The organism is Ralstonia sp. 24A2 (assembly GCF_051783885.1).
In the GTDB taxonomy this organism is placed as follows: domain Bacteria; phylum Pseudomonadota; class Gammaproteobacteria; order Burkholderiales; family Burkholderiaceae; genus Ralstonia.
In genome coordinates this window covers 404,840-427,428 of record NZ_JBPVZD010000001.1, presented here as the reverse complement: position 1 = coordinate 427,428, position 22,589 = coordinate 404,840, and the positions used below count along the sequence as shown (strand labels likewise).

Annotated in this window: 21 protein-coding genes and 1 pseudogene; 6 read left to right on the top strand and 16 right to left on the bottom strand. The window is 62.5% G+C overall.

The annotated features are described in order from the left end of the window. Window positions 1–172: 172 nt before the first annotated feature. The 11 genes from ACS13N_RS01965 to ACS13N_RS01915 form a co-directional block, all read right to left on the bottom strand. On the bottom strand, window positions 173–832 hold the full coding sequence (locus ACS13N_RS01965) for a hypothetical protein (RefSeq protein WP_438930110.1): 660 nt from the start codon (window positions 830–832) through the stop codon (window positions 173–175). Further along, a complete protein-coding gene (locus tag ACS13N_RS01960; RefSeq protein WP_438930109.1) occupies window positions 829–2,139 on the bottom strand; it encodes an AAA family ATPase in 1,311 nt (436 codons plus the stop codon). The genes ACS13N_RS01965 and ACS13N_RS01960 overlap by 4 nt, the downstream gene beginning before the upstream one ends. Beyond that, a complete protein-coding gene (locus ACS13N_RS01955) occupies window positions 2,126–2,449 on the bottom strand; it encodes a hypothetical protein (RefSeq protein WP_438930108.1) in 324 nt (107 codons plus the stop codon). The genes ACS13N_RS01960 and ACS13N_RS01955 overlap by 14 nt, the downstream gene beginning before the upstream one ends. Window positions 2,450–2,615: 166 nt before the next feature. Beyond that, window positions 2,616–2,912: a hypothetical protein gene (locus tag ACS13N_RS01950; protein ID WP_438930107.1), complete on the bottom strand. Its 297-nt coding sequence runs from the start codon at window positions 2,910–2,912 to the stop codon at window positions 2,616–2,618. Next, window positions 2,905–3,138, bottom strand: coding sequence for a hypothetical protein (locus ACS13N_RS01945; RefSeq protein WP_438930106.1), 234 nt, complete (start codon window positions 3,136–3,138; stop codon window positions 2,905–2,907). The genes ACS13N_RS01950 and ACS13N_RS01945 overlap by 8 nt, the downstream gene beginning before the upstream one ends. Continuing rightward, on the bottom strand, window positions 3,131–3,703 hold the full coding sequence (locus tag ACS13N_RS01940; RefSeq protein WP_438930105.1) for a hypothetical protein: 573 nt from the start codon (window positions 3,701–3,703) through the stop codon (window positions 3,131–3,133). The genes ACS13N_RS01945 and ACS13N_RS01940 overlap by 8 nt, the downstream gene beginning before the upstream one ends. Further along, the gene (locus ACS13N_RS01935; protein WP_438930104.1) at window positions 3,700–3,924 is read right to left on the bottom strand and encodes a helix-turn-helix transcriptional regulator; all 225 of its coding nucleotides are present in this window, start codon (window positions 3,922–3,924) and stop codon (window positions 3,700–3,702) included. The genes ACS13N_RS01940 and ACS13N_RS01935 overlap by 4 nt, the downstream gene beginning before the upstream one ends. Window positions 3,925–4,071: 147 nt before the next feature. Continuing rightward, window positions 4,072–4,938, bottom strand: coding sequence for a DUF6387 family protein (locus ACS13N_RS01930; protein WP_438930103.1), 867 nt, complete (start codon window positions 4,936–4,938; stop codon window positions 4,072–4,074). A 96-nt stretch (window positions 4,939–5,034) separates the two neighbouring features. Continuing rightward, entirely contained in the window at window positions 5,035–6,288 is a 1,254-nt protein-coding gene (locus ACS13N_RS01925) for a tyrosine-type recombinase/integrase (RefSeq protein ID WP_438930102.1), read from the bottom strand. A gap of 178 nt (window positions 6,289–6,466) precedes the next feature. Then, the gene (gene icd / locus ACS13N_RS01920) at window positions 6,467–7,717 is read right to left on the bottom strand and encodes an NADP-dependent isocitrate dehydrogenase (protein WP_438930101.1); all 1,251 of its coding nucleotides are present in this window, start codon (window positions 7,715–7,717) and stop codon (window positions 6,467–6,469) included. Between the two features lie 242 nt (window positions 7,718–7,959). Next, window positions 7,960–8,337, bottom strand: a complete 378-nt coding sequence (locus tag ACS13N_RS01915) for a sugar dehydrogenase complex small subunit (protein ID WP_438930593.1) — start codon at window positions 8,335–8,337, stop codon at window positions 7,960–7,962. 365 nt (window positions 8,338–8,702) lie between these two features. Between ACS13N_RS01915 and ACS13N_RS01910 the strand changes: the two genes are divergently transcribed. The 5 genes from ACS13N_RS01910 to ACS13N_RS01890 all read left to right on the top strand — a co-directional run bounded on the left by ACS13N_RS01910 (window position 8,703) and on the right by ACS13N_RS01890 (window position 13,490). Beyond that, a complete protein-coding gene (locus ACS13N_RS01910; RefSeq protein ID WP_438930100.1) occupies window positions 8,703–8,906 on the top strand; it encodes a hypothetical protein in 204 nt (67 codons plus the stop codon). A gap of 192 nt (window positions 8,907–9,098) precedes the next feature. Next, complete coding sequence (locus tag ACS13N_RS01905; protein WP_438930099.1) at window positions 9,099–10,610, top strand: metallophosphoesterase; 1,512 nt, start codon at window positions 9,099–9,101, stop codon at window positions 10,608–10,610. After that, window positions 10,610–11,950, top strand: a complete 1,341-nt coding sequence (locus tag ACS13N_RS01900; RefSeq protein ID WP_438930098.1) for a cytochrome-c peroxidase — start codon at window positions 10,610–10,612, stop codon at window positions 11,948–11,950. The genes ACS13N_RS01905 and ACS13N_RS01900 overlap by 1 nt, the downstream gene beginning before the upstream one ends. A 90-nt stretch (window positions 11,951–12,040) precedes the next feature. Beyond that, window positions 12,041–12,493 carry a DUF192 domain-containing protein gene (locus ACS13N_RS01895; protein WP_438930097.1) on the top strand — a complete coding sequence of 151 codons (453 nt, stop codon included), beginning with the start codon at window positions 12,041–12,043 and terminating at the stop codon, window positions 12,491–12,493. A 34-nt stretch (window positions 12,494–12,527) separates the two neighbouring features. Continuing rightward, the gene (locus tag ACS13N_RS01890) at window positions 12,528–13,490 is read left to right on the top strand and encodes an MBL fold metallo-hydrolase (RefSeq protein ID WP_438930096.1); all 963 of its coding nucleotides are present in this window, start codon (window positions 12,528–12,530) and stop codon (window positions 13,488–13,490) included. Between the two features lie 9 nt (window positions 13,491–13,499). On the opposite strand, the gene ACS13N_RS01885 is transcribed toward ACS13N_RS01890, so the two are convergent. The 3 genes and pseudogenes from ACS13N_RS01885 to ACS13N_RS01875 all read right to left on the bottom strand — a co-directional run bounded on the left by ACS13N_RS01885 (window position 13,500) and on the right by ACS13N_RS01875 (window position 15,968). Further along, window positions 13,500–13,958 carry an MliC family protein gene (locus tag ACS13N_RS01885; RefSeq protein WP_438930095.1) on the bottom strand — a complete coding sequence of 153 codons (459 nt, stop codon included), beginning with the start codon at window positions 13,956–13,958 and terminating at the stop codon, window positions 13,500–13,502. Between the two features lie 58 nt (window positions 13,959–14,016). Next, a pseudogene (locus tag ACS13N_RS01880) lies at window positions 14,017–14,986 on the bottom strand (LysR family transcriptional regulator). A gap of 64 nt (window positions 14,987–15,050) precedes the next feature. Continuing rightward, a complete protein-coding gene (locus ACS13N_RS01875; RefSeq protein WP_438930592.1) occupies window positions 15,051–15,968 on the bottom strand; it encodes a LysR family transcriptional regulator in 918 nt (305 codons plus the stop codon). 73 nt (window positions 15,969–16,041) lie between these two features. On the opposite strand from ACS13N_RS01875, the gene ACS13N_RS01870 reads away from it, so the two are divergent. After that, entirely contained in the window at window positions 16,042–17,598 is a 1,557-nt protein-coding gene (locus ACS13N_RS01870) for an MFS transporter (RefSeq protein ID WP_438930094.1), read from the top strand. Window positions 17,599–17,771: 173 nt separating this feature from the next. Here ACS13N_RS01870 and ACS13N_RS01865 read toward each other — a convergent pair whose 3' ends face one another. Together ACS13N_RS01865 and ACS13N_RS01860 are read right to left on the bottom strand one after the other, a co-directional pair. After that, entirely contained in the window at window positions 17,772–18,638 is an 867-nt protein-coding gene (locus tag ACS13N_RS01865) for a hypothetical protein (RefSeq protein WP_438930093.1), read from the bottom strand. Continuing rightward, window positions 18,628–22,575, bottom strand: coding sequence for a type VI secretion system Vgr family protein (locus ACS13N_RS01860; RefSeq protein WP_438930092.1), 3,948 nt, complete (start codon window positions 22,573–22,575; stop codon window positions 18,628–18,630). The genes ACS13N_RS01865 and ACS13N_RS01860 overlap by 11 nt, the downstream gene beginning before the upstream one ends. Window positions 22,576–22,589 lie beyond the last annotated feature (14 nt).

The following is a 22,589-nucleotide window of genomic DNA, read 5'->3' as shown; positions in this document are numbered from 1 at the left end:
CAGTATTCCGCGCAGCCTGTGGCCTCCTTCCAATCGGGCAGATTGCCCCTCGGCTACACCCCCTGCGAAGACGCTCCATTTCGCATGTCTAGATACTCGTTGGGGTCGCCGGTACCCGCAGGCCCCGAGTCGTCGAAGGACCCGTGCGCGGCCGGTCGGACCGCCAACCCCGTCAATTCGGCCGGGATTCCGCTTTCTTTTCTTGGGCTCGCCGACTGAGGCGGTGAAGTCGGCACGTATTCAACGTATCCGGCGCATCCAACCACTCATGATGCTGCCAGCGCAGCGCCGTGCCCATCTGGCACCGTACCGGCACACCGTGCTCGTGACGCGTCATATGCTGGCAAGTGCTGCACTTACGAATAGCGTCATGCTCGGCCACTGCCTGCCGCCCTATGTCAGCGACACGTGCCACGGCCTCGATAGCGCCCAGGCGCTCACGAAAGTACGCCAGATCGTCAGCCAGGCTGGAAACAGGCTGACGAGCAACCAAACCCAGCAAATGAGCCCGGTAGTTATCCGGCCAGCCCTCTATGTCAGCCACCTTGCCGATGGTCGCGCGGAGGTCAGCATGCAAACCCGCCACGCCCTCTGGCGACATCGGCGGACACCACGGCATAAATGGCCCATCCGCCACCGGGTAGCCCGACGGATCAGCGACGTCAGTCGCAGCCCGTCGCAGATAGGCCACGATTTCTGGTTTGCGGGCGGCGAGTTCTGGCTTGAGCGCGGCAATTGAATCGGCAGGACCGCGCAACTTCACTCCATCTCCATTCAGAGACAGGCGGACGCCCATGGCCTTCGCCTTGCTCAGGATCTGAGCAACGCTCATACCTCGTCCTCCGCGTCATCGTCGGCTGATTCCAGACGAACAACGCCACTCCCTCTGCCGTGGCGGTCTTCGCGGTCTTTGTCAGAAGTGGCGAAGTTCGCCTCCCCGGAAACCCTTGTAATTCCAGAAGGCCGCCACGACTTCCGAAGGCCGCCACCGTTTGGAGAGTGGCGGCGTTCATCGTCTTCGTGGCGGACTTCGGCAGGAAGCTCCCACACCCACCCTTCTTTCATACCCCCCTTGCGAGCCTCGGCCCCTATCTCACGCTTTGCACGTTCAATAGTCCGCCAGGCGTATCCGGCGCCGGTCGCATCGGCCTTAATGACCTTCACCGATGTCGGGCCGGCCTCCAGCAGTGAGCGCAAGAAGTCGGCCGCCTCATCGCGCTCTGTTCGCTCTTCCTGGTCGTCTTCCTGCTCGATGTCGCCCAGAATCTCGCGCGCGGTGCCCTGGATCAGTTCGCCCCACACAATCCGGGAGGCGCTGATGCCAATGCCGGCATCCACTTGTTCGATGCCGTAAGCTACGCCTCCGTCATCCAGGGAAATGTTGGACTTGGCGCGGGCCAAGATGCGGCGCTCGGCGGCTTCATCCTTACCGGCTACCAACACCATGCGAGCCAGCGCAACGAACGCTTGAGAGCCGATTACGCGTTCTGCTGGGCTTGTTCCCTTCGTGCCCTTGGCGAAGTGCGATATACCGAGCACTGCGCACCGATGGGCTGCCGCCACATTCACCAGATCCTGCAAATTGCGGCGCACGTCATTGACGCGGTGGGCATCTCCCGACACGGCAGACACGATGGGGTCGACGATCAGCAGATCTGCGCCGCCCATTTCAGTCAGCCGCTCAGACAGCAGATGCATGTCTCTGGCCGGATCGAATGGCTGCAGCTCGCCGTTTTCGTCTGCCACAGCTTGTGCAAAGTGGATGCGGCGAAGATCAGCGCCGGCGGCCATCAGCCGCGGGACCAGCGTGTCGGCCGGGTCGTCTTCGCTCGACCAGATCAACACGCCCCCTGACTTCTTCATCCTGGAACCATCCGGCCACGCGCCCCCTGTGGTGACAATGGCCGCCATAGCGAGCGCCAGCGTGGTTTTGCCGGTGCCGGGCGAGCCGGCCAAGATCGAAATCTTCCCCGCGGGTAGCCAGTCTGGCCACAACCAGGTGATAGCTTCCGGCACAACATCTGCGGCGCACGTCAGCAATAAGCGGAGGCCGGCCGGGTTCGCCTGCTTTGCTTGGGCCGCCTCGAAGGTGGCTTGCGCATCAGCCGTGGCCGGGACCAAGTTCTCAATGAGTCCCATGCGCGCCTCCCTTTTTCAGGATGACGATGGCGGTATGCCGCCCGCTGGTCAGCAGCAGCAAGCGCCGAGGGTCCGCCTGCAGGATGCCGGCGATCAGACCTCGCACCAGGGCGCAACCTGTGTCGTCATCGATCAGCAGCTCGCAATCGAGGCCTCGGAAAGCCGACAGGTCGTCGTTCGGGCTCGGCTTGTATCCGGGCGTGACAGAGACTGCCGGCACCCATTTCGCAATGCGGCCGCCGGCTTGGATAACGATCCAGCCATGACGCGGGGTCAGGCCCGAAGCGCGGGCACGATGAAGCGGCAGCAACCAGTTTGGGCAACGCGAGGCGTGAGCGCCCCCACCCGGCTGCCCGTGCAGTCGGTTTAGACTCGGATTCATGGGTATTAGGCTCCCAGCAGGTACCAGACAGCCGCGCAGAGACTGCGCAGCGAGGTCAGAACGTGGTGATGCGGGACAAACCCGCTCGGTAGGGTCATTGCTCCACCTCGGCGGCTAGATCAAGCAGCAGCTTGGTTTCAAGCGCCAAGTCTTCGGCAAGCCCCATGACGGAATCCAATTCGTCGGTTTCAAGACTTTCCAAGGTGCCGCCGTCATTGGACCGAAGTAGGCGCAGCAATGCGTGCAACTGATCGATCTTGGTCGATGCCATCGCCTTCGGCGGACACCCTGAGAGGCGATCCGCGACGAAGGTGTCATCGCCCTCAACACAGGCCGCAATGTTGTAGCGAGACACAGAGGAAGCTGAGGTAACGGAGGTGAGCTTAGGCATGGCTCACCTCCACGTCGATAACCTCCTGCACCACCTGCGCAAGCTCCGCCAACAGCAAGGCAGCGTCAGCAATGGTTTGGCGGTCACAACCATCATGAGATGCTGCATCCACGATCAGCATGGCAATGGCTGCCATGCCGTCTGTTACGACTGGCGTGTTGTGCACCGACAGAAAACGCGCACCGGTCTTGTTGGTTTGCTCGGCGTGAGCAAGGGCCTTAGACATGGCTCACCTCCACGGCAACAAACACCACGCCAACGATGGCGTCAGCAATGCCTTGCGCGAAGGCTTCGTTGAACGCGCGGCGTCGCTCTGCCAACTCGGTGAAGCCCATGCCGCAAGCGTGCGCGGCAAAGCGGGAGTCGCGCCACGTCGCGGCGGACATCACAGGGTTTTCCAACCAGTGCACTGCGGCGGCGCGGCCGGCGGCTATCGAGAGGGAGAATTGGTCTTGCTCAGGACGAGCGAGGGCTTTAGGCATGGTGGCCTCCATCGTGATTGAGGAAGGCCCGCCGTTCATCGCCAAATGAGGGTGGCGGGCCAGACAGCGGGGTTGGCGAACCGGCACGATGGAACCGGCAGACCCGAAGGTCTCCCCGCCCGGCCCGCCATGATTGAAGGCGCGCGAAGGCGTGACGGACGAAAAAATACCGCCGAGCGGCGGTTGTCCGCCATCGTGTGCTGGGTCGCCAAACCCGGCCCCTGCTGTTTCAGGGACGCGCCCAGTATAGCGCGACTGGAGGCGTTTACAAGCGGAGTCAATCCGTTGCGGGGCGTAGTGGTGATTCATTTCGCCTCCACCGATTCGCCGGCCAGCACAGCGCGCAGCTCGCCCACATTCCAGCGTGCGGACGCACCGAACTTGCGGGGCTTGGGTAGGAGACCCGCAGCAGAGCGCCGCCAGACGGTGGTGCGGGTAGTGGAGAAGAGCGCCGCCACGGTCTTGCAATCCACGTGGGCGCTATTTGGCAGGTCATCAAACCCAGCCAAGGGTGTAACGGGCATCGGCATCGCGTATCGCTCCAATAGGTTGGCGCGATACCGAATGACTCCCGCTGTATCGCACCGTACTTATTTGTCACGGGTCGATACGGATTTAATAGCGCTGCGCCCGCTAAAGCGAGCAACGGAAATCTAGGAATTTCGATCCGTACTCACTCACACGGATTTCTGTTCCGGAACGGATATCCCGGTTTTTCGTTCCGCTTCCTCTCGCGCCTGGGAGTGGAGTGCATTGATCGAAGGAAGAGCGACCGCCGCCAGAGCTAGGGGCTTAACTACCTTCCGAACACGATCAGCAAGACTGACATCGTATTCACCAGGGAACAAGGCAAATCCCATCTCTTGCTGGCTGATGCTCGCGCCATGAATCTCAGCCCACGCCGTCAAATCAAGGTAGGCAAGAATGCGGAATTCATGCCATCCGTCAAAGTCGGATTGATTGAAGCGCTTCTGCAAGTTCGGAATGCCCATGGCGGCACGTGTTTCACGCAGGAACTCGCGAAAATCATCAACTAGCTGCTCCTCCGAAGCGTACAGATTGACCGTTACGGGCACTTCGCCAAATGTATTGACCCCACAATCCTCCAGCATTTGCCACGCTGGCACATCCAATAGCTCTGGCGCGGCTACGCCACCGCCCACGACGCCATCTGATTTGATCGATGACTCCCAAGCGCTGAGGACTTCTAGATAGTCGCCGCTCCATTCCGGGGGCAAATTCAGCTTTCCGGACAGATAGTCCAGCGCCGACATGGGCCGCACCTGGGTGGAAAGCACGCGACTACGGAAATCATCCCACTCCCCGATTTTGGGGTCCGCGTCGAGGGGCGTACTCAAGAGCCTGGTAATCGATTGACGCAAGGCGTCTGAATGGCCGCCTTGGTAGTTGTGCATTATTTGTTGCCACAAACCACGGTGCGCCAGATTCGTGTACCACTCAACGCTGCCGAAATTCTCGCAAGCATCGTACTTGCTAATATCGAATTCCTTCGGCACCTTCTTAGTCGACTTCTTGCGTCCCATGGCGTCCCTGTAACCACTCCCTAATGGAAAGAGGCCGCGCCAGCCGGTAGGGTGGCCGGCTTTTTGATTGGCCGTTCTAGGCGCGGCCCATAGCTGTCAGACGTTGGCGGCCCTGCCCTTGATGTTCACCACGTTGCCGGCCGCAGAGATGGCGGCCTGCCGGTCGATCTCGTCGGCTAGGTATTGCAGCGCCTTGCGCCGCTCAGCTTCCAGCTCGTGGTGGTGGTAGCTAGCCGCCGTCTGGCTACGCTCGGTGTGGGCCAGCAGCAGCTCCACTACATCGCGGCTGAAGCCGTGCTCACGCAGAAGCGTTGCGGCCGTGCCTCGCGTGCCGTGCGGTGAGAAATCAGGCACACCAAAGTCCAGGCGCTTGAACAGGTGGTTGAGCGTTGCATCGGCCAGGGGCACGGTCGGGATGGATGGCGACGGAAAGACGTACTCATAGCCGCCGCTCACCGCCCGCTGTACTTCCAGAACCTCCAGCGCCTGGCGCGACAGGTAGACCCGGTGCGGCCGGCGCGACTTCATCCGCTCGGCGGGGATGTCCCACTGCGCCTTGTCGAAATCGAATTCCGCCCACTTGGCACGCAGCACCTCGTTTTTCCGGCACATGCTGTACATCAGCAGGTGGACGGCTGCGATCGTGGACGGATGCGCCCCTTGCTTGCCAAGTGCCCGCCAGAACGTGGCTAGCTCCGATTCGCTAAGGTGGCGGTGATGCTCCGCCTTCGGGACCGTGACAACGCCGCGCAAGGGCCGCGCCGGGTTGGACTCCACCAGCAGCTTTTGGATGGCGTAGTCATAGCACTGCTGGATGATGCCGCGCACGCCCTCCGCGGTGTTCGGCGTTGGCCGCAAACCCTCGACAATTGCCAGCACGTGGGCGGGCTTCACATCCGCCAGTGCCTTGCGCCCGATGGCCGGCCACACGAACCGATCCAGGCGGGACTGAATCTGCTTCCTGTAGCCCTCCGTCTTGCCTGCCAAACGCTCATCGATCCACTTGAGGGAAAACGCCTTGAACAGGCGGTCGTCGGCGTCTAGGGCATCCCGCGCCACCCGCTCGGCCTTCGCTTCACGCCTGTACGCCGCAGGGTCTTCACCACGCTCGACCATCGCCCGGTATTCAGCGTGCCGGTCGCGGGCATCGGCCACGCTGATTTCGGGATAGCGCCCGATGGTGACTTCGCGGCGCTTGCCGCCCAGCCGGTATTGGTAGGCCCAGGTCTTGGCTCCGCCCGGCGCGACCAGCACGAACAACCCGCCGCCGTCGACCAGCTTGTACCGGCCATCCTTCGGCTTGGCGTTGTTGATCCGGGTCGGGGTCAGTACGTAGTTGAAGTGACGCATGGAATCACCCTCCAAATGGAGTGTTTGGAGTGTTTTCCGGGGATAGTTACCCTCCGAATTACACTCACTAATGGAGTGTTTCCATGATACCGCGTGATACTGCATGAAACAAAAAACCCCGGCAGACCGTTGATCCACCGGGGCTCTATGCGTCAGCCTGAGACTGACTGAAACGTGCTTACATGTTGTCGATCATCACCTGACCGAAGCCCGAGCACGACACTTGCGTCGCGCCTTCCAGCAGGCGGGCGAAGTCATACGTGACCTTCTTCGACAGGATCGACTTCTCGATCGACGAGATGATCAGGTCAGCGGCTTCCGTCCAGCCCATGTGGCGCAGCATCATTTCGGCCGACAGGATTTCGGAACCCGGGTTCACGTAGTCCTTGCCAGCGTACTTCGGTGCCGTACCGTGGGTGGCTTCGAACATGGCAACGGAGTCGCTCAGGTTCGCGCCCGGGGCGATACCGATGCCGCCGACTTGTGCAGCCAGTGCGTCGGAGATGTAGTCGCCGTTCAGGTTCAGCGTCGCCACCACCGAGTACTCGGCCGGACGCAGCAGGATCTGCTGCAGGAACGCATCAGCAATCGCGTCCTTGATGACGATTTCCTTGCCCGTCTTCGGGTTCTTGAACTTGCACCATGGGCCGCCGTCGATCAGCTCGGCGCCGAATTCCTTCTGTGCCAGCGCGTAGGCCCAGTCACGGAAACCACCTTCCGTGAACTTCATGATGTTGCCCTTGTGCACGATCGTGACCGACGGCTTGTCGTTGTCGATCGCGTACTGGATGGCCTTGCGCACCAGACGCTCCGTGCCTTCCTTCGAGACCGGCTTGACGCCGATGCCCGAGGTTTCCGGGAAGCGGATCTTCTTGACGCCGAACTCGTCCTGCAGAATCTTGATCAGCTTCTTGGCCTTCTCGCTCTGGGCTTCGAATTCGATGCCGGCGTAGATGTCTTCCGAGTTCTCACGGAAGATCACCATGTCGGTCTTCTCAGGCTCTTTCACCGGCGAAGGCACGCCCTTGAAGTAGCGCACCGGGCGCAGGCAGACGTACAGGTCCAGCTCCTGGCGCAGCGCCACGTTCAGCGAACGGATGCCGCCGCCCACCGGCGTCGTCAGCGGGCCCTTGATGGACACCACGTAGTCCTTCAGGACTTGCAGGGTTTCTTCCGGCAGCCACACGTCCGGGCCGTACACCTTGGTCGACTTCTCACCGGCGTAGATTTCCATCCAGGAAATCTTGCGCTCGCCCTTGTAGGCCTTCTCCACCGCTGCGTCCACCACCTTGATCATCACCGGGGTGATGTCGAAGCCAGTGCCGTCACCTTCGATGTACGGAATGATCGGGTTGTTGGGAACGTTCAGGGAGAAGTCTTGGTTGACGGTGATCTTCTCGCCGGCCGGGACCTTGATGTGTTGATACATGGACGACTCCAGTGCAGACCGCAGGTGAGCGGGTGGACGGTGGGGGTTGACAGCACAACGCGCCGCTCCGGGGTGGCCGGTGTGGCACGCTGCAATGAACTGGTGATTCTAGCCGGGTGCGATGACGCTCTCACGATGCACCGCACAAACCTTAACTCTTATATAAGACACAAGAGTTAATTTCGCATTATGCCGGAAAATTTCACCATCCGCCACAGTCCCGCACATGGCGAAACGACGCGTCAACTGCTGGGCGGGGCGGCCGAGAGGTGCTCGATCAGGCTGCGGGCGTCGGCCAGCGCGGGCGTGGTGCCTGTCTGGGCGGTCCAGGCATCGACCAGGCGGCCAAGAGCGGCGCGCAGTTCATCGTGGCGATCAGCTTCCAGCAAGCCGATCAGGCCCGCGCCATCCAACCCCGGGTGGTGGCGCACCAGCCAGGCCAGGGTCTGGACGTGGTCGACGAAGTGGGCGTCGACCCGGTACAGATGGCTGAAGCAATCCAGGCCTGCACGCCGGTCGAGCGGCTGACCGGAGAGCGTCTGAGACACAAGCATGAAATCGTCCAGGCTGGAGGCGGCCCGTTCGGGGGACCGGCTCGCCCCTACGATGACGGCGAGCACGGCCAGCGCCCCGCTACCCAGCAGAAAGTCGCGACGGGTGAATCGGGCAGGCTTGAGGGGGTGGGAGGACAGCAGAGGAAGCGGCACGGCAGTTCTTGGGCAGAGTCCGAGCGATTTTCAAGGCCGCGCCATCTCCATCCAATCAGACACGTCCGAAAGCCCGGCCTTCCGGCGTAGCGGTCAGGCACCTTTCTTGCGCAGCGCAACATGCGCCACATCTCGGCAGACGCGCTACCCGCTCCACCGCCGTCTTCTCGAAAAAAAATCAACGCGACGTGTCAACGCGCCCGTAACGGCCTGCGTTATTGCAGATGACTCATTTAGCGGGTCGTTGGTTAACTCACTGATCTATAAAAGGATTCACCATGAAGAAGCTGATCGCTGCCCTGATCGCCGGCCTGTTCGCTACCGGCGTGTTCGCTCAAGCCTCCGCTCCGGCTGCTGACGCAGCTGCTGCTCCGGCCGCTGAAAAGGCTGCCCCGAAGGCCAAGAAGCACGCCAAGAAGCACAAGAAGGCCGCTAAGAAGGCTGACGCTGCTGCTCCGGCTGCTGACGCTGCCAAGCAATAAGCTTGTGTTTCTGCCGGGCCCTCGCGGCTCGGCTGACACAGAAAAGCAGATGCATATGCATCTGCTTTTTTTTTCGCCTGTCTTTCACCCACCTTTTGTGCAATCCCGAGCAGGCATGCGGGGCTGTCAAAATAACGCCATCTGCCTTGGGTACCTTGCGCCTTCCTCACAACAAGAATCAGGGAAGGCGCAATGGAAATTCGATCGATGTTCGCTCCGGTGCGGCGCAAACGCACCGTGTTCACGATGGTCACACTTGCCGCGCTGACCGCCGCTGCCGTGATTGCCGGCTGCGGCGGCTCGTCGTCCGATTCAACGCCGGTGGCTGCCGCGCCTGCCGACGCCGCCACCGCCGATAGCAATATCCAAGCTGCATGGGTCGAGATTGGCGACAGCAACCAGGCTGTCGTGCGCGCCGTCACCACGTATACGAACAGCGCCTCCCCGGCCGATAGCTCGGTCTGCCCGCTGCTGACGATAGACGGCACCTCCACGCGCATGAGCCTGCGCGTGGCTGCCGGCACCATTGCCCAGCGCACCACGGCCAGCGCCGCCAGCGATTCGAAAGCTTCGTCCTTCCCTGTGAATGCCTGCGAGGCCACGGTAGCGTCGACCGCAAAAGCCGCATCGATCGGCTCGCGCGTGCTGCCGCTGCCCAAGGCCAACCCGCAGCGCGTGGTGATCCTGGCGGACACCGGCTGCCGCATGAAGAAGTCGAGCAACACGTTCCAGTCGTGCAACGACCCGCTGTCGTGGCCGTTCGCCAATGCCGCCACCACGGCCGCCGCGATGAACCCCGACCTCGTCCTGCACGTGGGCGACTACCACTACCGCGAAAACGCCTGCCCGCCCGATGTAGCCGGCTGCCAGGGCAGCCCGTGGGGCTACGGCTGGGATACGTGGCAGGCGGACCTGTTCCAGCCTGCCGCCCCACTGATGGCTGCCGCCCCGTGGGTACTGGTGCGCGGCAACCATGAGGAATGCGCGCGCGCCGGCCAAGGTTGGTACCGCTTCCTGGACCCGCGCCCCTACTCCGCCGCCCGTTCGTGCGATGACCCGGCCAACGATACCGGCGCCAACGCGTCGGACCCGTACGCCGTGTCCATCGGCAGCGATACGCAGGTCATCGTGTTCGACTCGGCCAAGGCGGGCACGACCGCGCTGGCCACGACCGACCCGTGGTTCCAGACCTACCAGAAGCAGTTCAGCACGGTGGGTACTCTGGCCGCCAAGCCGGGCGTGATGTCGATCTTCACCAACCACCACCCGATCCTGGGCTTCGTGCCGATCGCGGGTGCCACGCCGCTGGGCGGCAACGCTGCGCTGCTGTCGGTCATGAACAGCCTGAACGCCACGGCCTACTACCCGCCGGGCGTGCAGGTGGCGCTGCATGGCCACGTGCATGACTTCCAGGCCATCAACTTCACCAGCAACCACCCCGCGACCATCGTGGCGGGCAATGCCGGCGATTCGCTGGACGTGGCCCTGCCCGATCCGTTCCCGGCCATCAGCCCGGCTTCGGGCGTGACGGTCGGCAGCATCTCGCACAACAACTCGTTCGGCTTCATGGTGATGGACCGCCAGCCGGCACCGGCCAAGGGCTGGCTGTTCAAGGCCTACACAGTGGCCGGCAAGCTGCTGACCACCTGCACGCAGAACGGTTCGAGCCTGGTATGCGACAAGACGGGCTTCGTTGCACCTTGATGCGCCCGAGCACTGCACTGCTGGTTGCCGCCACGTTCTTCTCAGGCGTGGCGGCCGCCGAATCGATCGGCATGACGCCCAAGCTGGACGCCGTGCCGCCGCCCGCCGAGTCGACATCGTTCAAGCCGGACTCGAACCTTGTCGCACTCGGCAAGCGGGTGTTCTTTGACCCCCGCCTGTCGGAGCCGCAAGGCACATCGTGCGCGGCGTGCCATGACCCTGGCCGCGCCTTCGCACCCACGCTCAAAGGCGAGGCGCTGCGCATCGGCGTGCCGGCCGGCAGCCGGCCGGGGCACGTGGCGCCGCGCAATGCGCCTTCGCTGCTGTACCTGCGCTACCTCCCGCAGCGCTACTTCTTCCAGGACGACGACGCGAGTTTCCCGTCGCCGTTTGGCGGCTTCTTTGTCGACGGCCGCGCCGATTCCCTTGCCGAGCAGATCCGCGGCCCGCTGTTCAGCCCCGATGAGATGGGCAACCCGTCGCCGCGCGCCCTGCAGCGCAAGGTAGCCGGTACCGACCTCGGTCAGGCGCTGACGAAGCAGTTCGGCGCAGATGCGGTGCGTGACCCGGAACGCCTCGTCGGTGTACTGGGCAAGGCGCTGGAAGCCTACTTCCAGAGCGACGAGATGGCGCCATTCACGTCGCGCTTCGATGATTTTTTGCGCAAGCGCACGCCGCTCTCCCCCGCCGAGATGCGCGGCCTGGCCCTGTTCCGCAACCCAGACAAGGGCAACTGCGCGTCGTGTCACCTGATGGTGGAGTCATCGTCGCGGCCGGAGCGTTCGCTGTTCACGGACTTCGGCTACGACGCCATTGCCGTGCCGCGCAATCCGCTGCTGCCCGCCAATAAGGACGCCAAACACTTCGACGTGGGCCTGTGCCAGACCGCCCACAAGCTCAAGTGGCCCGAGCCAGATCAGTGGTGTGGGTACTTCCGCACGTCCGGCCTGCGCAATGTGGCGGTACGCCAGACCTTCATGCACAACGGCGTGTTCCGCACGCTGCGTGACACGGTGGCCTTCTACGCCACGCGTTCGACCGACCCGGCGCAGTGGTACCCGGGCACAAAGGGAACACCCCTGCGGTTTGACGATGTGCCTGCCAAGTACCAGGGCAACATCAACGTGAACGCCGTGCCGATGAATCGGCGCCCCGGGACCTCACCGGCGCTGTCGGAAGACGAGATCGACGACATCGTCGCCTTCCTGCGCACGCTCACCGATGCCCACTACGTGGGGCTGATGCCCGACCCGGCGGCCGACAAGGCGCGCTCGGCACACGCGCCCAGGGCAAGCGCCAAGACCGTCGCCACCGAACGCCAAGCCACAAACACGCGGTAACAACTTCATCACCGCCCTAGCCGCTGTCTCATTGACGGCGGCTAGCCGAGTACCGATCATGGAGCGTTTCGTTTCTGACCCGCTCCCTCCATGACCACCCTGTCCCGCCTGCTTGCCGCGCTGTCCGTGGCCGTTGCCGCCACCGGCGCATTTGCGCAAACACCCACCGCCCCCCAAACCGGTCTGCCCATCGCCGACCTGACCATCGGCATGTACAAGGTCAAAGCTGAAGTGGCCGCAACCCAGCAATCGCGCGAGATCGGCCTGATGTTCCGCAAGACCATGCCCGACACGGCCGGCATGCTGTTCGTGTTTGACGAATCTGCCGGCCACTGCTTCTGGATGAAGAACACGGACCTGCCGCTGTCGATCGCCTTCATCACCGACGACGGCACCATCTCCGACATTGCCGAGATGAAGCCGCAGACCGAAGACAACCACTGCCCGACCAAGGCCGGCGTCTATGCGCTGGAGATGAACAAGGGCTGGTTTGCACGCAAGGGGATCAAGCCCGGCACGAAGGTGGGCGGGCTGCCCCGCTAAGCGCGACACATAACAACAGAGAGGAGACCGCCGCATGCACGCTTTCGACAACAACCGTCGCCGCTGGATGCGGCAAGCCGGCGCGCTGGCCGTGGGCGCCGGCGCTGCGTCCGCAGGCTGGCCGCTGGCAGCCTCAGCCGCTGATGCACCCAAGGGCACGCGGCTGATCCTGCTGGGCACCGGCGGCGGGCCCACGCCCAAGAAGAACCGCTCGGCGCCGGCACAGGTGATCGTCATCAATGGCGTGTCGTACGTGGTCGATTGCGGCAACGGCGTGGGGCGCCAGTACGTGAGTGCCGGGCTCAAGCTCAAGGCCATCCGCCACGTCTTCATCACGCACCAGCACTCGGATCACAACGCCGACTACGGCACGCTGATGCTGCTCGCCTGGGCCACCGACCTGACCGGCCCCGTCGACGCCTGGGGCCCGCCCCCGCTGGCCGCGATGACGACCAAGTTCCTCGAGCTGTACGACTACGACATCCGCACCCGCATTGCCGATGAAGGCCGCCCGCCGCTCGCTCCGATGATTCACCCGCACGAACTGACCGAAGGCGGGCTGGTGATGCAGGACGCCAACGTGAAGGTGACGAGTGCGCTGGTCAAGCACCCACCGGTGTCGCCCGCGTTTGCGTTCCGCTTTGATGCGGCGGACCGCTCCATCGTCATCTCCGGCGATACGGCACCGAGCGAAAACCTCGTGCGGCTGGCGTACGGTGCCGACGTGCTCGTGCACGAAGTCATGCATCTGCCTTCGCTCGACAAGCTGCTCTCCACCGAACCCAACGCCAAGACGCTGCGCGAGCATCTGCTCGCCAGCCACACCTCTGCCGAAGACGTCGGCCGCATCGCCACCGAGGCCAAGGTGAAGACGCTGGTGCTGTCGCACTTCGTGCCGGGCGGCTATCCGTTCCTGGAAGATTCGGTGTGGCTCGATGCGGTGCGCCCGCACTTCAAGGGCGAGATCATCGTCGGGCGTGACTTGCTGGAAGTCTGACGCGGCTGATTACCGCGTCGTTTCGTTGCAGTCGCGGTAGAGCATGTTGCGGTTGCCGGGCAGGGTCTCGTCGGTCAGGAAGCCGGTGGGGCCCTTCGTCCACCACACATACTGGCCCGACGCGTAGCGCGCACCCGAGGCCGCGATCACATTGGCAAAGACGAGCGTCTTGCCGTCGAGCACGATGGACGCCAGCGGCGTATCCCCCACCGTCATGTACTTCACCGCGAGGGTCTTGCCACCCTCGCAGGTGTAGCGCACATCGCGCGGGTCCTTGATCGGCAACGCCGTGTAGGCACGCGCCTGGTCAATGGCCTTATTCAGCCCGGCCTTGGCAAAGTCGAGCGCGGTATTCAAATCATCGGACGACATGCCGGGCACCGGCGATTGCTGTGCCACAGCCGCGCCGCTGAAAACACCGGCAGACAGCGCCACGCCAAAGATCAAAGCAGTTGCAGAACGTCGCATCGATCAGTCTCCTTGGGAAGGTCAACAGACACCGTTAGACGCGCGTGCGACAAAAAAGTTAGTCGGCTGCGGCAGCGTCCACGTTGGCACCGGTCTTGAGGACGAACGGCGTCGGCTCCAGGCGTTGCGGCAGCTCGTCGGACAGCGCACGGGCGGCTTCGGCAAAGCATTGCACGAGGCTATCGGCCAGTGATGACGGTGCATGATGCTCGGCACGCATGGCGCGCACGTCGAATGTTTGCGCCGGCTCCAGCGCGAAGAGCGCGATGCGGTCCATGCTGCCGGTGGCGGCAGTGAACTGATCGAGCATCGTCACGCCCAGCGACTCCTCCACCAGCGAGCGCGCCAGCGAATACGTCTGCACCTCCAGCGTCGATTGCGGTGCCAGCCCGCCGCGTGCCAGGGTCTGCCCGACCAGCGAGCCGAGCGAGATTCTGATCTTCCAGCCCGATGAACGGCTTCTCGGCGACGAGCTTGTGCAGCGCGCGGCCATCCGTCTTGCCGCCGACCCAGGCACGCGGCGCGGCCAGCAGGATGCGGCCCTGCGCAACGGGCGTGGTGCTGATGGCGGGATGCACGGGCGGCGCGAAGGCAAAGCCCACGTCGATATCTTGCGAGAGCAAACCCTGCACGATCTCAGCCGTGTGATGCGTGAACACGCGCACCAGCGTATCCGGATGCCGTTGCGAGAAGCGCCGCACTGCGGGCGCGAGGATACTCGGCGCCAGGCTGGGCGTGGCCGCTACGCGCAGGCGCCCGGCCCCCTTGTGGCGCAGATTGGCCGATACACGCCGCACACGCTCGACCTCCTGATACAAGCGCTCGACCTCGGAGAACAGCTCGAACGCCTCGGCGGTGGGCTGCAAACGCCCCTTGGTGCGATCGAACAAGCGAAAGCCGAGCTGCAATTCCGTGTGCTGCAGCACACGTGTCACCACGGGCTGCGACACGTTCAGCATGCGCGCCGCCTCGCTGACGGTGCCCACGAGCATCACGGCACGGAAGACTTCGATCTGGCGCAAACGCATGGCCGCCAACCCTCACGATCCAACTAGGAAAGCGCCGATTGTGACATCCGGCGCCGGTCTTCGGCTAGGCGGGCGCGGATGCAGCCACCGTAGCGGCCCCGCCCTCCGCTTCCAGCGCGTCCAGAAACACGCGCACCTTGCGCGGCACCAGCTTGCGCGCCGGCATCAGTGCATAGACGCGCAACGCGGTCAGCTCGAAATCCGGCAGCACGCGCACGAGCCGGCCCGCCTCGACCTCCGCATCGCCCACGGAGCGGGCCATGCGGGCCACGCCCAGGCCACGTACAGCGGCGCGGGCGCGCATCTCGGCATTGAGCGTCTGCAGGCGCGGCTGGATGGGAATTTCAATGGGCTCGGCCGTCGGCTCGCCAACGGGCCGGAAAGCCCAACTCGCGTCATCGGGGCCGGACAGACACGGCCAGCCGGCCAGATCGGCAGGCGTCCTGAGCAGCGGACGTTCCGCCAGCAATGTCGGTGAGGCGTACAAACCACGCGGGATCATCACCACGCGCCGCGCCACCAGCGATGAGTCCGGCAGCACCTGATCGACCATCACGAAGACGATGTCGTAGCCGCTGGCCAGCAGGTCGGGCTGCTCCCACGAGATATGCACCTGGATCTGCAGATGCGGGTAGCGTGCCAGCGTGCGGCACACCGGCTCGGTCAGATGCTGCGCGCCCACCTCGTACGGCGCGGCGATGCGCAGCGTGCCGGCCACGGTTTCGCTGGCGGCGGTGGTGTCGGCGTGGACTTCGCGCAGGCGCTCGAACAGCGGGGCGATGTCGTCGTAGAAATGCGAGCCAGCCTCGGTCAGGCGCAGCTGGCGCGTGGTGCGGGTCATGAGCCGCACACCGAGCGCGGCCTCCAGCCGCGATACGGCGGCACTGGCGGTCGATTTGGGAATGCCCAATACCTCGGCGGCGGCGGTAAAGCTGCCAGCCTCCACCACACGGCAGAAGGTTTCCCAGTCGTTCCACTCCATTGTTCGCATGACTGGACAGTGTTCCTAGAGTTGGCCGTTTATCCGGCTGGCGGGCAAGTTTATGCTCGGGCACATGTCGCTGCAAATCCTTCCGCCCGCCTCGTTGCGGGCGTTTCCCCATTTTTCTTCCGCTCGCATCCACGCTTTTGGCCTGGCGGTGGGCTTGGCCACGGGCCTCGATTTCGTCTCTTCCCAGATGATGGCTGTGGCGGGCCAGCATATCCAGGGCGGCGTGCATGCCAGCCCGGATGCGTATCTGTACGCCGTCACCGCCTATGCCGTGGCGGCCGTGGTCGCCAACCTGGCCATCGGCCGCATTGCCGCGCACGTGGGCTACCGGATGTTCGCGCTGGCGGGCATTGTGCTGTTTGGCATCGGCTGCGTGGTCTGCGCAACCTCCAACAATATTGGCGAACTCGTCATCGGCCGCACCATCCAGGGGCTGGGCGCGGGGGGGCTGTTCTCGGCCTCGCGCATTCTGGTGCAGCTCACCACCGAGCCCGATGAACGCATTCCGCCCATGCTGATGTTCAGCGTCGGCCTGTTCGGGCTGACGACCATCGCGCCGTGGATCTGCGCCGAGGTGCTCGAATACAGCGAATGGCGCGTGATCTTCTGGCTGGAACTGGTGCTGGCCGTGGTCGCGTGGATTGCGATGTTCTTCCTGCCGCCTGAACGCCACCAGCCGCGTACACGTGCCGCCCGCCGCCCACACGAAGCCCCGCCGGAAGATGGCGAATGGGACTGGATTGGCGTGGGTGCAATCGCCATCGGGGCGTTGTCGTTCCTGATGGGCCTGTCAGAGCTGCGCTACAACCGGTTGACCGCATCGCCCGTGATTCCGCTGTTGCTGCTGGGTGGTGCGGCCGCGCTGCTGCTGGCCATCCACCGTCTGCGCACGCACCCGGACCCGTGGCTCGACCTCTCGCGCCTGAACGGCCGCCGCTACCTGTGGGGCATCGGTTTCTATGGCGTCTATTACCTGATGAGCGGTTACTGGTCGTACCTGTTCCCAGCCGTGTCGCAAGGCGGGCTGGGTTTCACGTTCCGCACCACTACGCTGTTCCTGATGATCAGCGGCGCGGTGTCGACGGTGGTGGCCGTTGTCATGACGGTGTGGCTGCCGTTCTTCTTCCGCAAGCGCCGCTTTATCGCCATCGGCTTTGCCATCTATGCCGCAGCGGCGGTGCTGCTGGCGACGAGCCTGATGCCAGGCGCGCCGGACTACGCGTTCTTCCCCGTGTCGTTTCTGGAAGGTATGACGCCGGGCACGGTGATGATCCAGATCGCGATGATGACCTACCTCGATCTCGACCGCGAAGACTTCGCGCACGGCTATCAGATGAAGAACATCGCGCGCCAGTTCGCCACGGCGGTGGGGACGGGTCTGGCCGTGGTATCGCTGCAGACGCAGCAGGCCGAGTCGCGCTCGCTGATCGTCGCGCACGTCACGCGCTTTACGTCGGACCTGCAGGCGGCCAATCCGCTCACGCCGCAGCGGCTGGCGAGCCTGTCGGCCGAGATTGATCGGCAAGCGACGTTGCTGGCGGGTACGCAGCTCTTTAGCTGGTTTGCGGTGGCGTGTGGGGTGTTGGCGGTGGTGGTGCTGGTGCAGCGGTCGCTGCGTTGAGTGCTACCAACACGCTTGATGATTCAAATCCTTGCTCATTGGGGATGCGTGCCAGGCTATCCATGCCAGATAGATCGGTGGAAAGCCATCGATGGTGGGATGCTCGGAGTCGCATAGGCACATGAATCGGGCAAGGTTCGCTTCGAAATTTCCCATCGAACGCGCGCGCTGCCTCAGCCGAACGAACGTTCGCTGTCCGTGCCTGGCCGTTTGTAGAACCACCGTCCCGGCTCCAGAAAGGCAAACGGCGTATTTGGTCGGGTGCAAACGTCGAGGAAGCGCCAGCCCTCTTTCATATACAACGCCCCAAAGCACTCGTTGCGATCGGTCCAGCCTTCCCACACGCCGGATTCCGGACAGATCATGCCGGTGCGCAAGTCCATTTCTGAATATTTAAGGCGCTTCTTTTGGTTGCGCTCCTCGATCTCATCGGGATCCAGATACCAACGGCCGATGTCGATGTTTCGCAAATCCGTTGTCGTCTCAAAATCCGATAACCTGGGCTGCTCTCCGGCAGCTTGGTATCTGGTATTCAAAGTTACGTCAAACGGAGAGTCATCCGGCATCGGTAGCCGATAGTTAAAACTGGCGATATCCAGCCTTGGTGATGTTGGCTGAGGTGGATTGAAGTATCTCAGCTCTTCTTTCCGGTAGCCGTCTATCAGTTCACCATTCTTGACTTTCTTTAGTCCAAGGCGAGACTCAAATAGATCGCGCGGGATGTTTGATGTGATCCATGCTTGCGTGGTCAGCCTAAACCCTCTGGAATTTCCAGATTTATCTTTTTCTTTGTTTGCATATTGATAAAAAGTAAAGTAGAAATCTTTTCGGCCGTAAGTGTATGATGTTTTGTCATCAACTTTATAGGGGTCTTGTCGGCCAATTTCTCTCTCAATGTCATCTATTGAGATCGTCCCCGCAGACCACTGAATCCCAAGACTGGTCACACGCAACGCCTGCTCGCGTTGCTCCTCGGTCATGTGCCGTTGCGGCGGCATCCAATCTGGGCGGCTATTTTGTTTGGCTTGATCATTCTGCATTTGTGGCATTCCCGCTGTTGCGTTGCCGGCCATTCCAAGCCATAGCGTACCGGCGGCTACACTGACTTGCACCCACACCATCCAGCGCTTTCCCCCGCATCCAATACGAGCCCGCTGTGTTGCCACAATAGAAGGCGTCGTTCTCCCATGGGCGAGACAGATAGCCTTCGCCAGTTTCATCCGCTGCCATATGTTCCACATCAATTGGTGTGCCTCCTGCTCCGACGTTGCTGAGTGACTCCTCAGTTTCCTTCTTGACTACCACGTACTCTTGATTGAATGGCGCTTCATCAGAGGCATAGGGTGGATACCATGGCCTCTCATGCCTTTTCTTGCGACTCTCGGCATCCGTCTTGTAGAGCCACAGATGCCAAAAATAGACACCGATTGCCATTTGTTTAATGCCGGCACGGGCCAGCGTGTCGTCGGGCATGACTTGTTTATTTGCAATTCTGATGATTTTTTTAGCAAGAGAATCATCTGCGGCAACGCTCGACGGAAATTCTCTGATTTTAGGAAGATCAGGAAAGTAATGTTCGCCCTTCTGCATCATGACGAACATCCAGAAATACTGCTGGCAGTGGCGTGCTTCATGGCACACCGTATCCACAAAGTCAGGAAGAATATCCAGCCTAGCAGTCTCCCTGTCTTTGGCGGCAAACATGGCTTCAAGCGCGCCACTGTAGATAGAGAGCAACCATTCCCCGTGACTAAATACGCCTTTGGTATTCTCGGTCTTGCCGACCAATTGGTCGGAAATTTTTACGATGGGAACAGCAGACGCCGGCAACGCAAACGCTCCGGCAGCAGGCGAAGTCAGCAGTTTTGATATGACTTTCGATAGCAGATCAGCCAGAGGTTCCGCTTGGTTTTCGAGTGGCACTCCTTGCAACACCAGTTTCGGCGTCCCACTCCCAAAGTATTTGTTCCCCCATTGGATATCCTCCAGCAGCAGCTCAGTCATCGCCTTGGCATACTCCGCAATCACCGGGAAGTCCAGTTGCCGGGGCGTCCTGGCATCCTGCGTGCTGTAGCGCAGTCCCCAGTTGTAGGGGTGGCAGAGCGCGTAGTCGATGCTGAGGGTTGGGTGGCTTTCGGCATCGTCATTGCGCTGTGCCCGTTTGCCGCCTAGCGGCTGGGATGCGCGCTTTTCAGTGACGATCTCGGGCGGTGTGGCTGGTGCAGGCTGCGTCAAGACAGACTCAAACATCGCCGCCGGGTTGTCGGTGCCGTCGTTATGCAAAATATCCACAAACGCCGTCTGCACCGCGTTGGAGAGCACCAATTGCATCTCACCCGCATCGTTGGTACGGCCCGTGATGACCTGCCCATCTTCAAGCGTGATCCGGTAGGGCTGATCGGGAATGCGCAGGCCCATGCCGTTTTCCACCAGCACAAAGGGCTGCGCGATCTTGGCCTCAGACACCACCGTCATGGGCACTTGCACGGGCTGGGCCAGCGGGTCTGCCGTAGCGTGCATCGCCGCGTGCACCATGTACTGTCCGCCCGTCAGGCCGGTGATGCCGGCTTTGGAGATTTCAATGACCGAGCCGCCGCCGTTCAGGCGAATGCCTTGCTGGCCCGTCAGGTTGATCCAGTCAGCCTTGCTGATGATATCCACCACCTTGTGGGCAATGAGGCTGAGCTGATCGTTTTGTGCCTCGATCTCGACTCGGCCAGAAGCGGCCGTGATGCGCACACCGAGTTTGTAGGCGAATAGCGAGATTCGATCGCGTACGGCTGCCATCAATGAGCGGCCTGCGGAAAGGCTGATGTGCTTGCCCGAGGTGAGCGCGGTGTGCGCGTCGCTGGCAACGTGTGTGCTGCCTGCGGTGGCCGTCTGAATGCCGGCCGGGCTGGCCAGCGTCAGGTGCGGCTGGTCGAACTCCGGGAAGGGTGCTTCAGGCGTGGCCGCATTGCCGCGAATGGCCTGCGCCTGTGCCTTGATGGCGGTGACGACGTCGTCCTGATTGACGGTGCCATCGTGCGCGAGGTGCTGCCGCGCGAGCTGGGCATGCGCTTCGTGAATGTCGCGCGCCTGTGTCAGGCGTTGTATGGCTTCGCCCGCGTCTTTTGCATGACCGCGTGCTTGCTCGCGCTTGTCGGTGCTGATGAGCATGCCCAGACCCGAGCGCAGCACACCCCAGAGGTCGGTGCGCAACTCAAAGCCGCGCCCGCGCTCATCCTGTCGGCCTTGTGTACCGGCAATCCGCGTGTTGTAGCCGAGCGCCAGGTGCGACGTGCCGTGGTCGCTACCGATTTGCGCCTGGATCTTGCCCTGGGTATCGTCCATGACAACGGTATTGGACGATGCGTGCTGGCCGAACTCCCGGCTACGAAATCCGGCCAGCGCGGCGTTGCCCGGCAGCGCATAACCGGGGTGGCGCCAGTGGTTGGTTGCGCTGCCGATGATGACCGGCAGGTCTGGGTCTCCACCCATGAATGCCACTTCCACTTCGTGGCCAATGCGGGGCACGAAGGTTGCGCCAAATTCTGACCCTTGCCACGGGCTGAGTACGCGCACCCACATACTGTTAGGCGCATCGCCATGCTCAGACTTGCCCGCCCATAGGTAGCGGATGAGGACACGTCCTAGGCTGTCAGTCCAAGTTTCGCTTTCTGCTGACGCCCCTTCAGGGGCAATCACCATTGCGTATTCCGTGCCGCCGATGTTGGGCTTGGGAACCGTGCGCGGTAGATAGAACAGGCACGATTGGGGCAGAAGTGCAAAGCTGGTGCTGTAGCGGTACCGGCCGACCCCGGACGATTGCGCCACCTCTTCCACCGTCAGCGTCGCGGACAGCACTGAGTATTCACAATTGGCGGCTTTCTGCGGGTGCTCAACGATGTGAAGGGTGTGCCCCGCCATGATGCCGCGCAGGTTGCCCGCGCCCGAGACAAGACGCGCCTGGCTGTGCAGCGCGTGCGCCATCACGGACGCCAGATACTGAGCCTCCTTCTCGGCCTCGTTGCCCGCGTCTGCGATGCCCGATGCGCCAGCCTTCGGCTGCGAGAAATCGCCCCACATGTCATGCGCTTGCTCGGTGTGCACGTGATCGTGCGGGGCGTCTGATCGGAACTGAAAGTCACCGCCACCAGCGCGCGTGGCCGCGTCGTTTGATCGGGAGTAGTCATAGTCATTGATCGTGACCGGCCCCGTGACGAGCTTGTTCGCGATCGACAAGGTGTGAATGGTTTCCTCGTCGGTCCGTTTTTCGGCGGGCCCGGTGTAGCGAATGGTCTGATAGGCTTCGCCGTGCCTCTGTAGCGCCCCGATCTTGTTGTTCAGCACCAGGCAGTGCCGGCCATTCTCGTGCTTGAAGTGGTAGAAGATGCCCCACTCCTGCCATAACCGATGCAGGAAAACGGCATCGGACTCGTCATGCTGGCGCTGAACCTCGCGCAGCGGCCAATAGTCCATGCCCCACGGCGCGTTAAGCCGATATTCCACGGCATAGGGGTAGGCTTCCAGCACCGCCCTCGTGATGTCCACCACGGACATGTTGTGGAACAGCCGCCGTTTTTGGCCGGTTTCCGCTAGCGATAACCAAGGGCGCAGCCGGAACCGGTACAAGTATGAGCGCTCGGTTTCCTCACCCAGCATTTCTGCCTGATCGATGATGGCGGAGATCTCTCGAACGCCTGCGCCAACGTTATCCATGTTCACGCGCCCAGGCGCAAAACGCTGAATGCCCTCGATCTGAATATGGAGCGTGACTTCCTGCTTGAGCAGCGCGTTCAGGTCGATGTTGGCTGCTTGCTCCAGGCTGACGTTCGGGGTGTTGGCAGTCCGACAGGTGAGCGTGTATTCAAATAGGCTGCCAATCGCCTCGGTGCCGTGCAGCTGTGAGGGAATGAGTAGCGGCTGTTTGATGCCGTAGGTCGGTAGACACTCACCCACCAGCTCCAAGGTACGCGCTTGATTGAATTTGAACATGCCGTGTCTGCGGT

Bases quoted from the DNA above. Each gene is read 5' to 3' on its own strand.
- ACS13N_RS01925 (WP_438930102.1), bottom strand. From the start codon at position 6,288: ATGCGTCACTTCAACTACGTACTGACCCCGACCCGGATCAACAACGCC.
- ACS13N_RS01860 (WP_438930092.1), bottom strand. From the start codon at position 22,575: ATGTTCAAATTCAATCAAGCGCGTACCTTGGAGCTGGTGGGTGAGTGT.
- ACS13N_RS01965 (WP_438930110.1), bottom strand. From the start codon at position 832: ATGAGCGTTGCTCAGATCCTGAGCAAGGCGAAGGCCATGGGCGTCCGC.
- ACS13N_RS01885 (WP_438930095.1), bottom strand. From the start codon at position 13,958: ATGCGACGTTCTGCAACTGCTTTGATCTTTGGCGTGGCGCTGTCTGCC.
- ACS13N_RS01900 (WP_438930098.1), top strand. From the start codon at position 10,610: ATGCGCCCGAGCACTGCACTGCTGGTTGCCGCCACGTTCTTCTCAGGC.
- ACS13N_RS01935 (WP_438930104.1), bottom strand. From the start codon at position 3,924: ATGCCGATGCCCGTTACACCCTTGGCTGGGTTTGATGACCTGCCAAAT.
- ACS13N_RS01940 (WP_438930105.1), bottom strand. From the start codon at position 3,703: ATGAATCACCACTACGCCCCGCAACGGATTGACTCCGCTTGTAAACGC.
- ACS13N_RS01895 (WP_438930097.1), top strand. From the start codon at position 12,041: ATGACCACCCTGTCCCGCCTGCTTGCCGCGCTGTCCGTGGCCGTTGCC.
- ACS13N_RS01905 (WP_438930099.1), top strand. From the start codon at position 9,099: ATGGAAATTCGATCGATGTTCGCTCCGGTGCGGCGCAAACGCACCGTG.
- ACS13N_RS01930 (WP_438930103.1), bottom strand. From the start codon at position 4,938: ATGGGACGCAAGAAGTCGACTAAGAAGGTGCCGAAGGAATTCGATATT.
- ACS13N_RS01960 (WP_438930109.1), bottom strand. From the start codon at position 2,139: ATGGGACTCATTGAGAACTTGGTCCCGGCCACGGCTGATGCGCAAGCC.
- ACS13N_RS01870 (WP_438930094.1), top strand. From the start codon at position 16,042: ATGTCGCTGCAAATCCTTCCGCCCGCCTCGTTGCGGGCGTTTCCCCAT.
- ACS13N_RS01890 (WP_438930096.1), top strand. From the start codon at position 12,528: ATGCACGCTTTCGACAACAACCGTCGCCGCTGGATGCGGCAAGCCGGC.
- icd (WP_438930101.1), bottom strand. From the start codon at position 7,717: ATGTATCAACACATCAAGGTCCCGGCCGGCGAGAAGATCACCGTCAAC.
- ACS13N_RS01875 (WP_438930592.1), bottom strand. From the start codon at position 15,968: ATGGAGTGGAACGACTGGGAAACCTTCTGCCGTGTGGTGGAGGCTGGC.
- ACS13N_RS01945 (WP_438930106.1), bottom strand. From the start codon at position 3,138: ATGTCTAAGGCCCTTGCTCACGCCGAGCAAACCAACAAGACCGGTGCG.
- ACS13N_RS01910 (WP_438930100.1), top strand. From the start codon at position 8,703: ATGAAGAAGCTGATCGCTGCCCTGATCGCCGGCCTGTTCGCTACCGGC.
- ACS13N_RS01865 (WP_438930093.1), bottom strand. From the start codon at position 18,638: ATGCAGAATGATCAAGCCAAACAAAATAGCCGCCCAGATTGGATGCCG.
- ACS13N_RS01950 (WP_438930107.1), bottom strand. From the start codon at position 2,912: ATGCCTAAGCTCACCTCCGTTACCTCAGCTTCCTCTGTGTCTCGCTAC.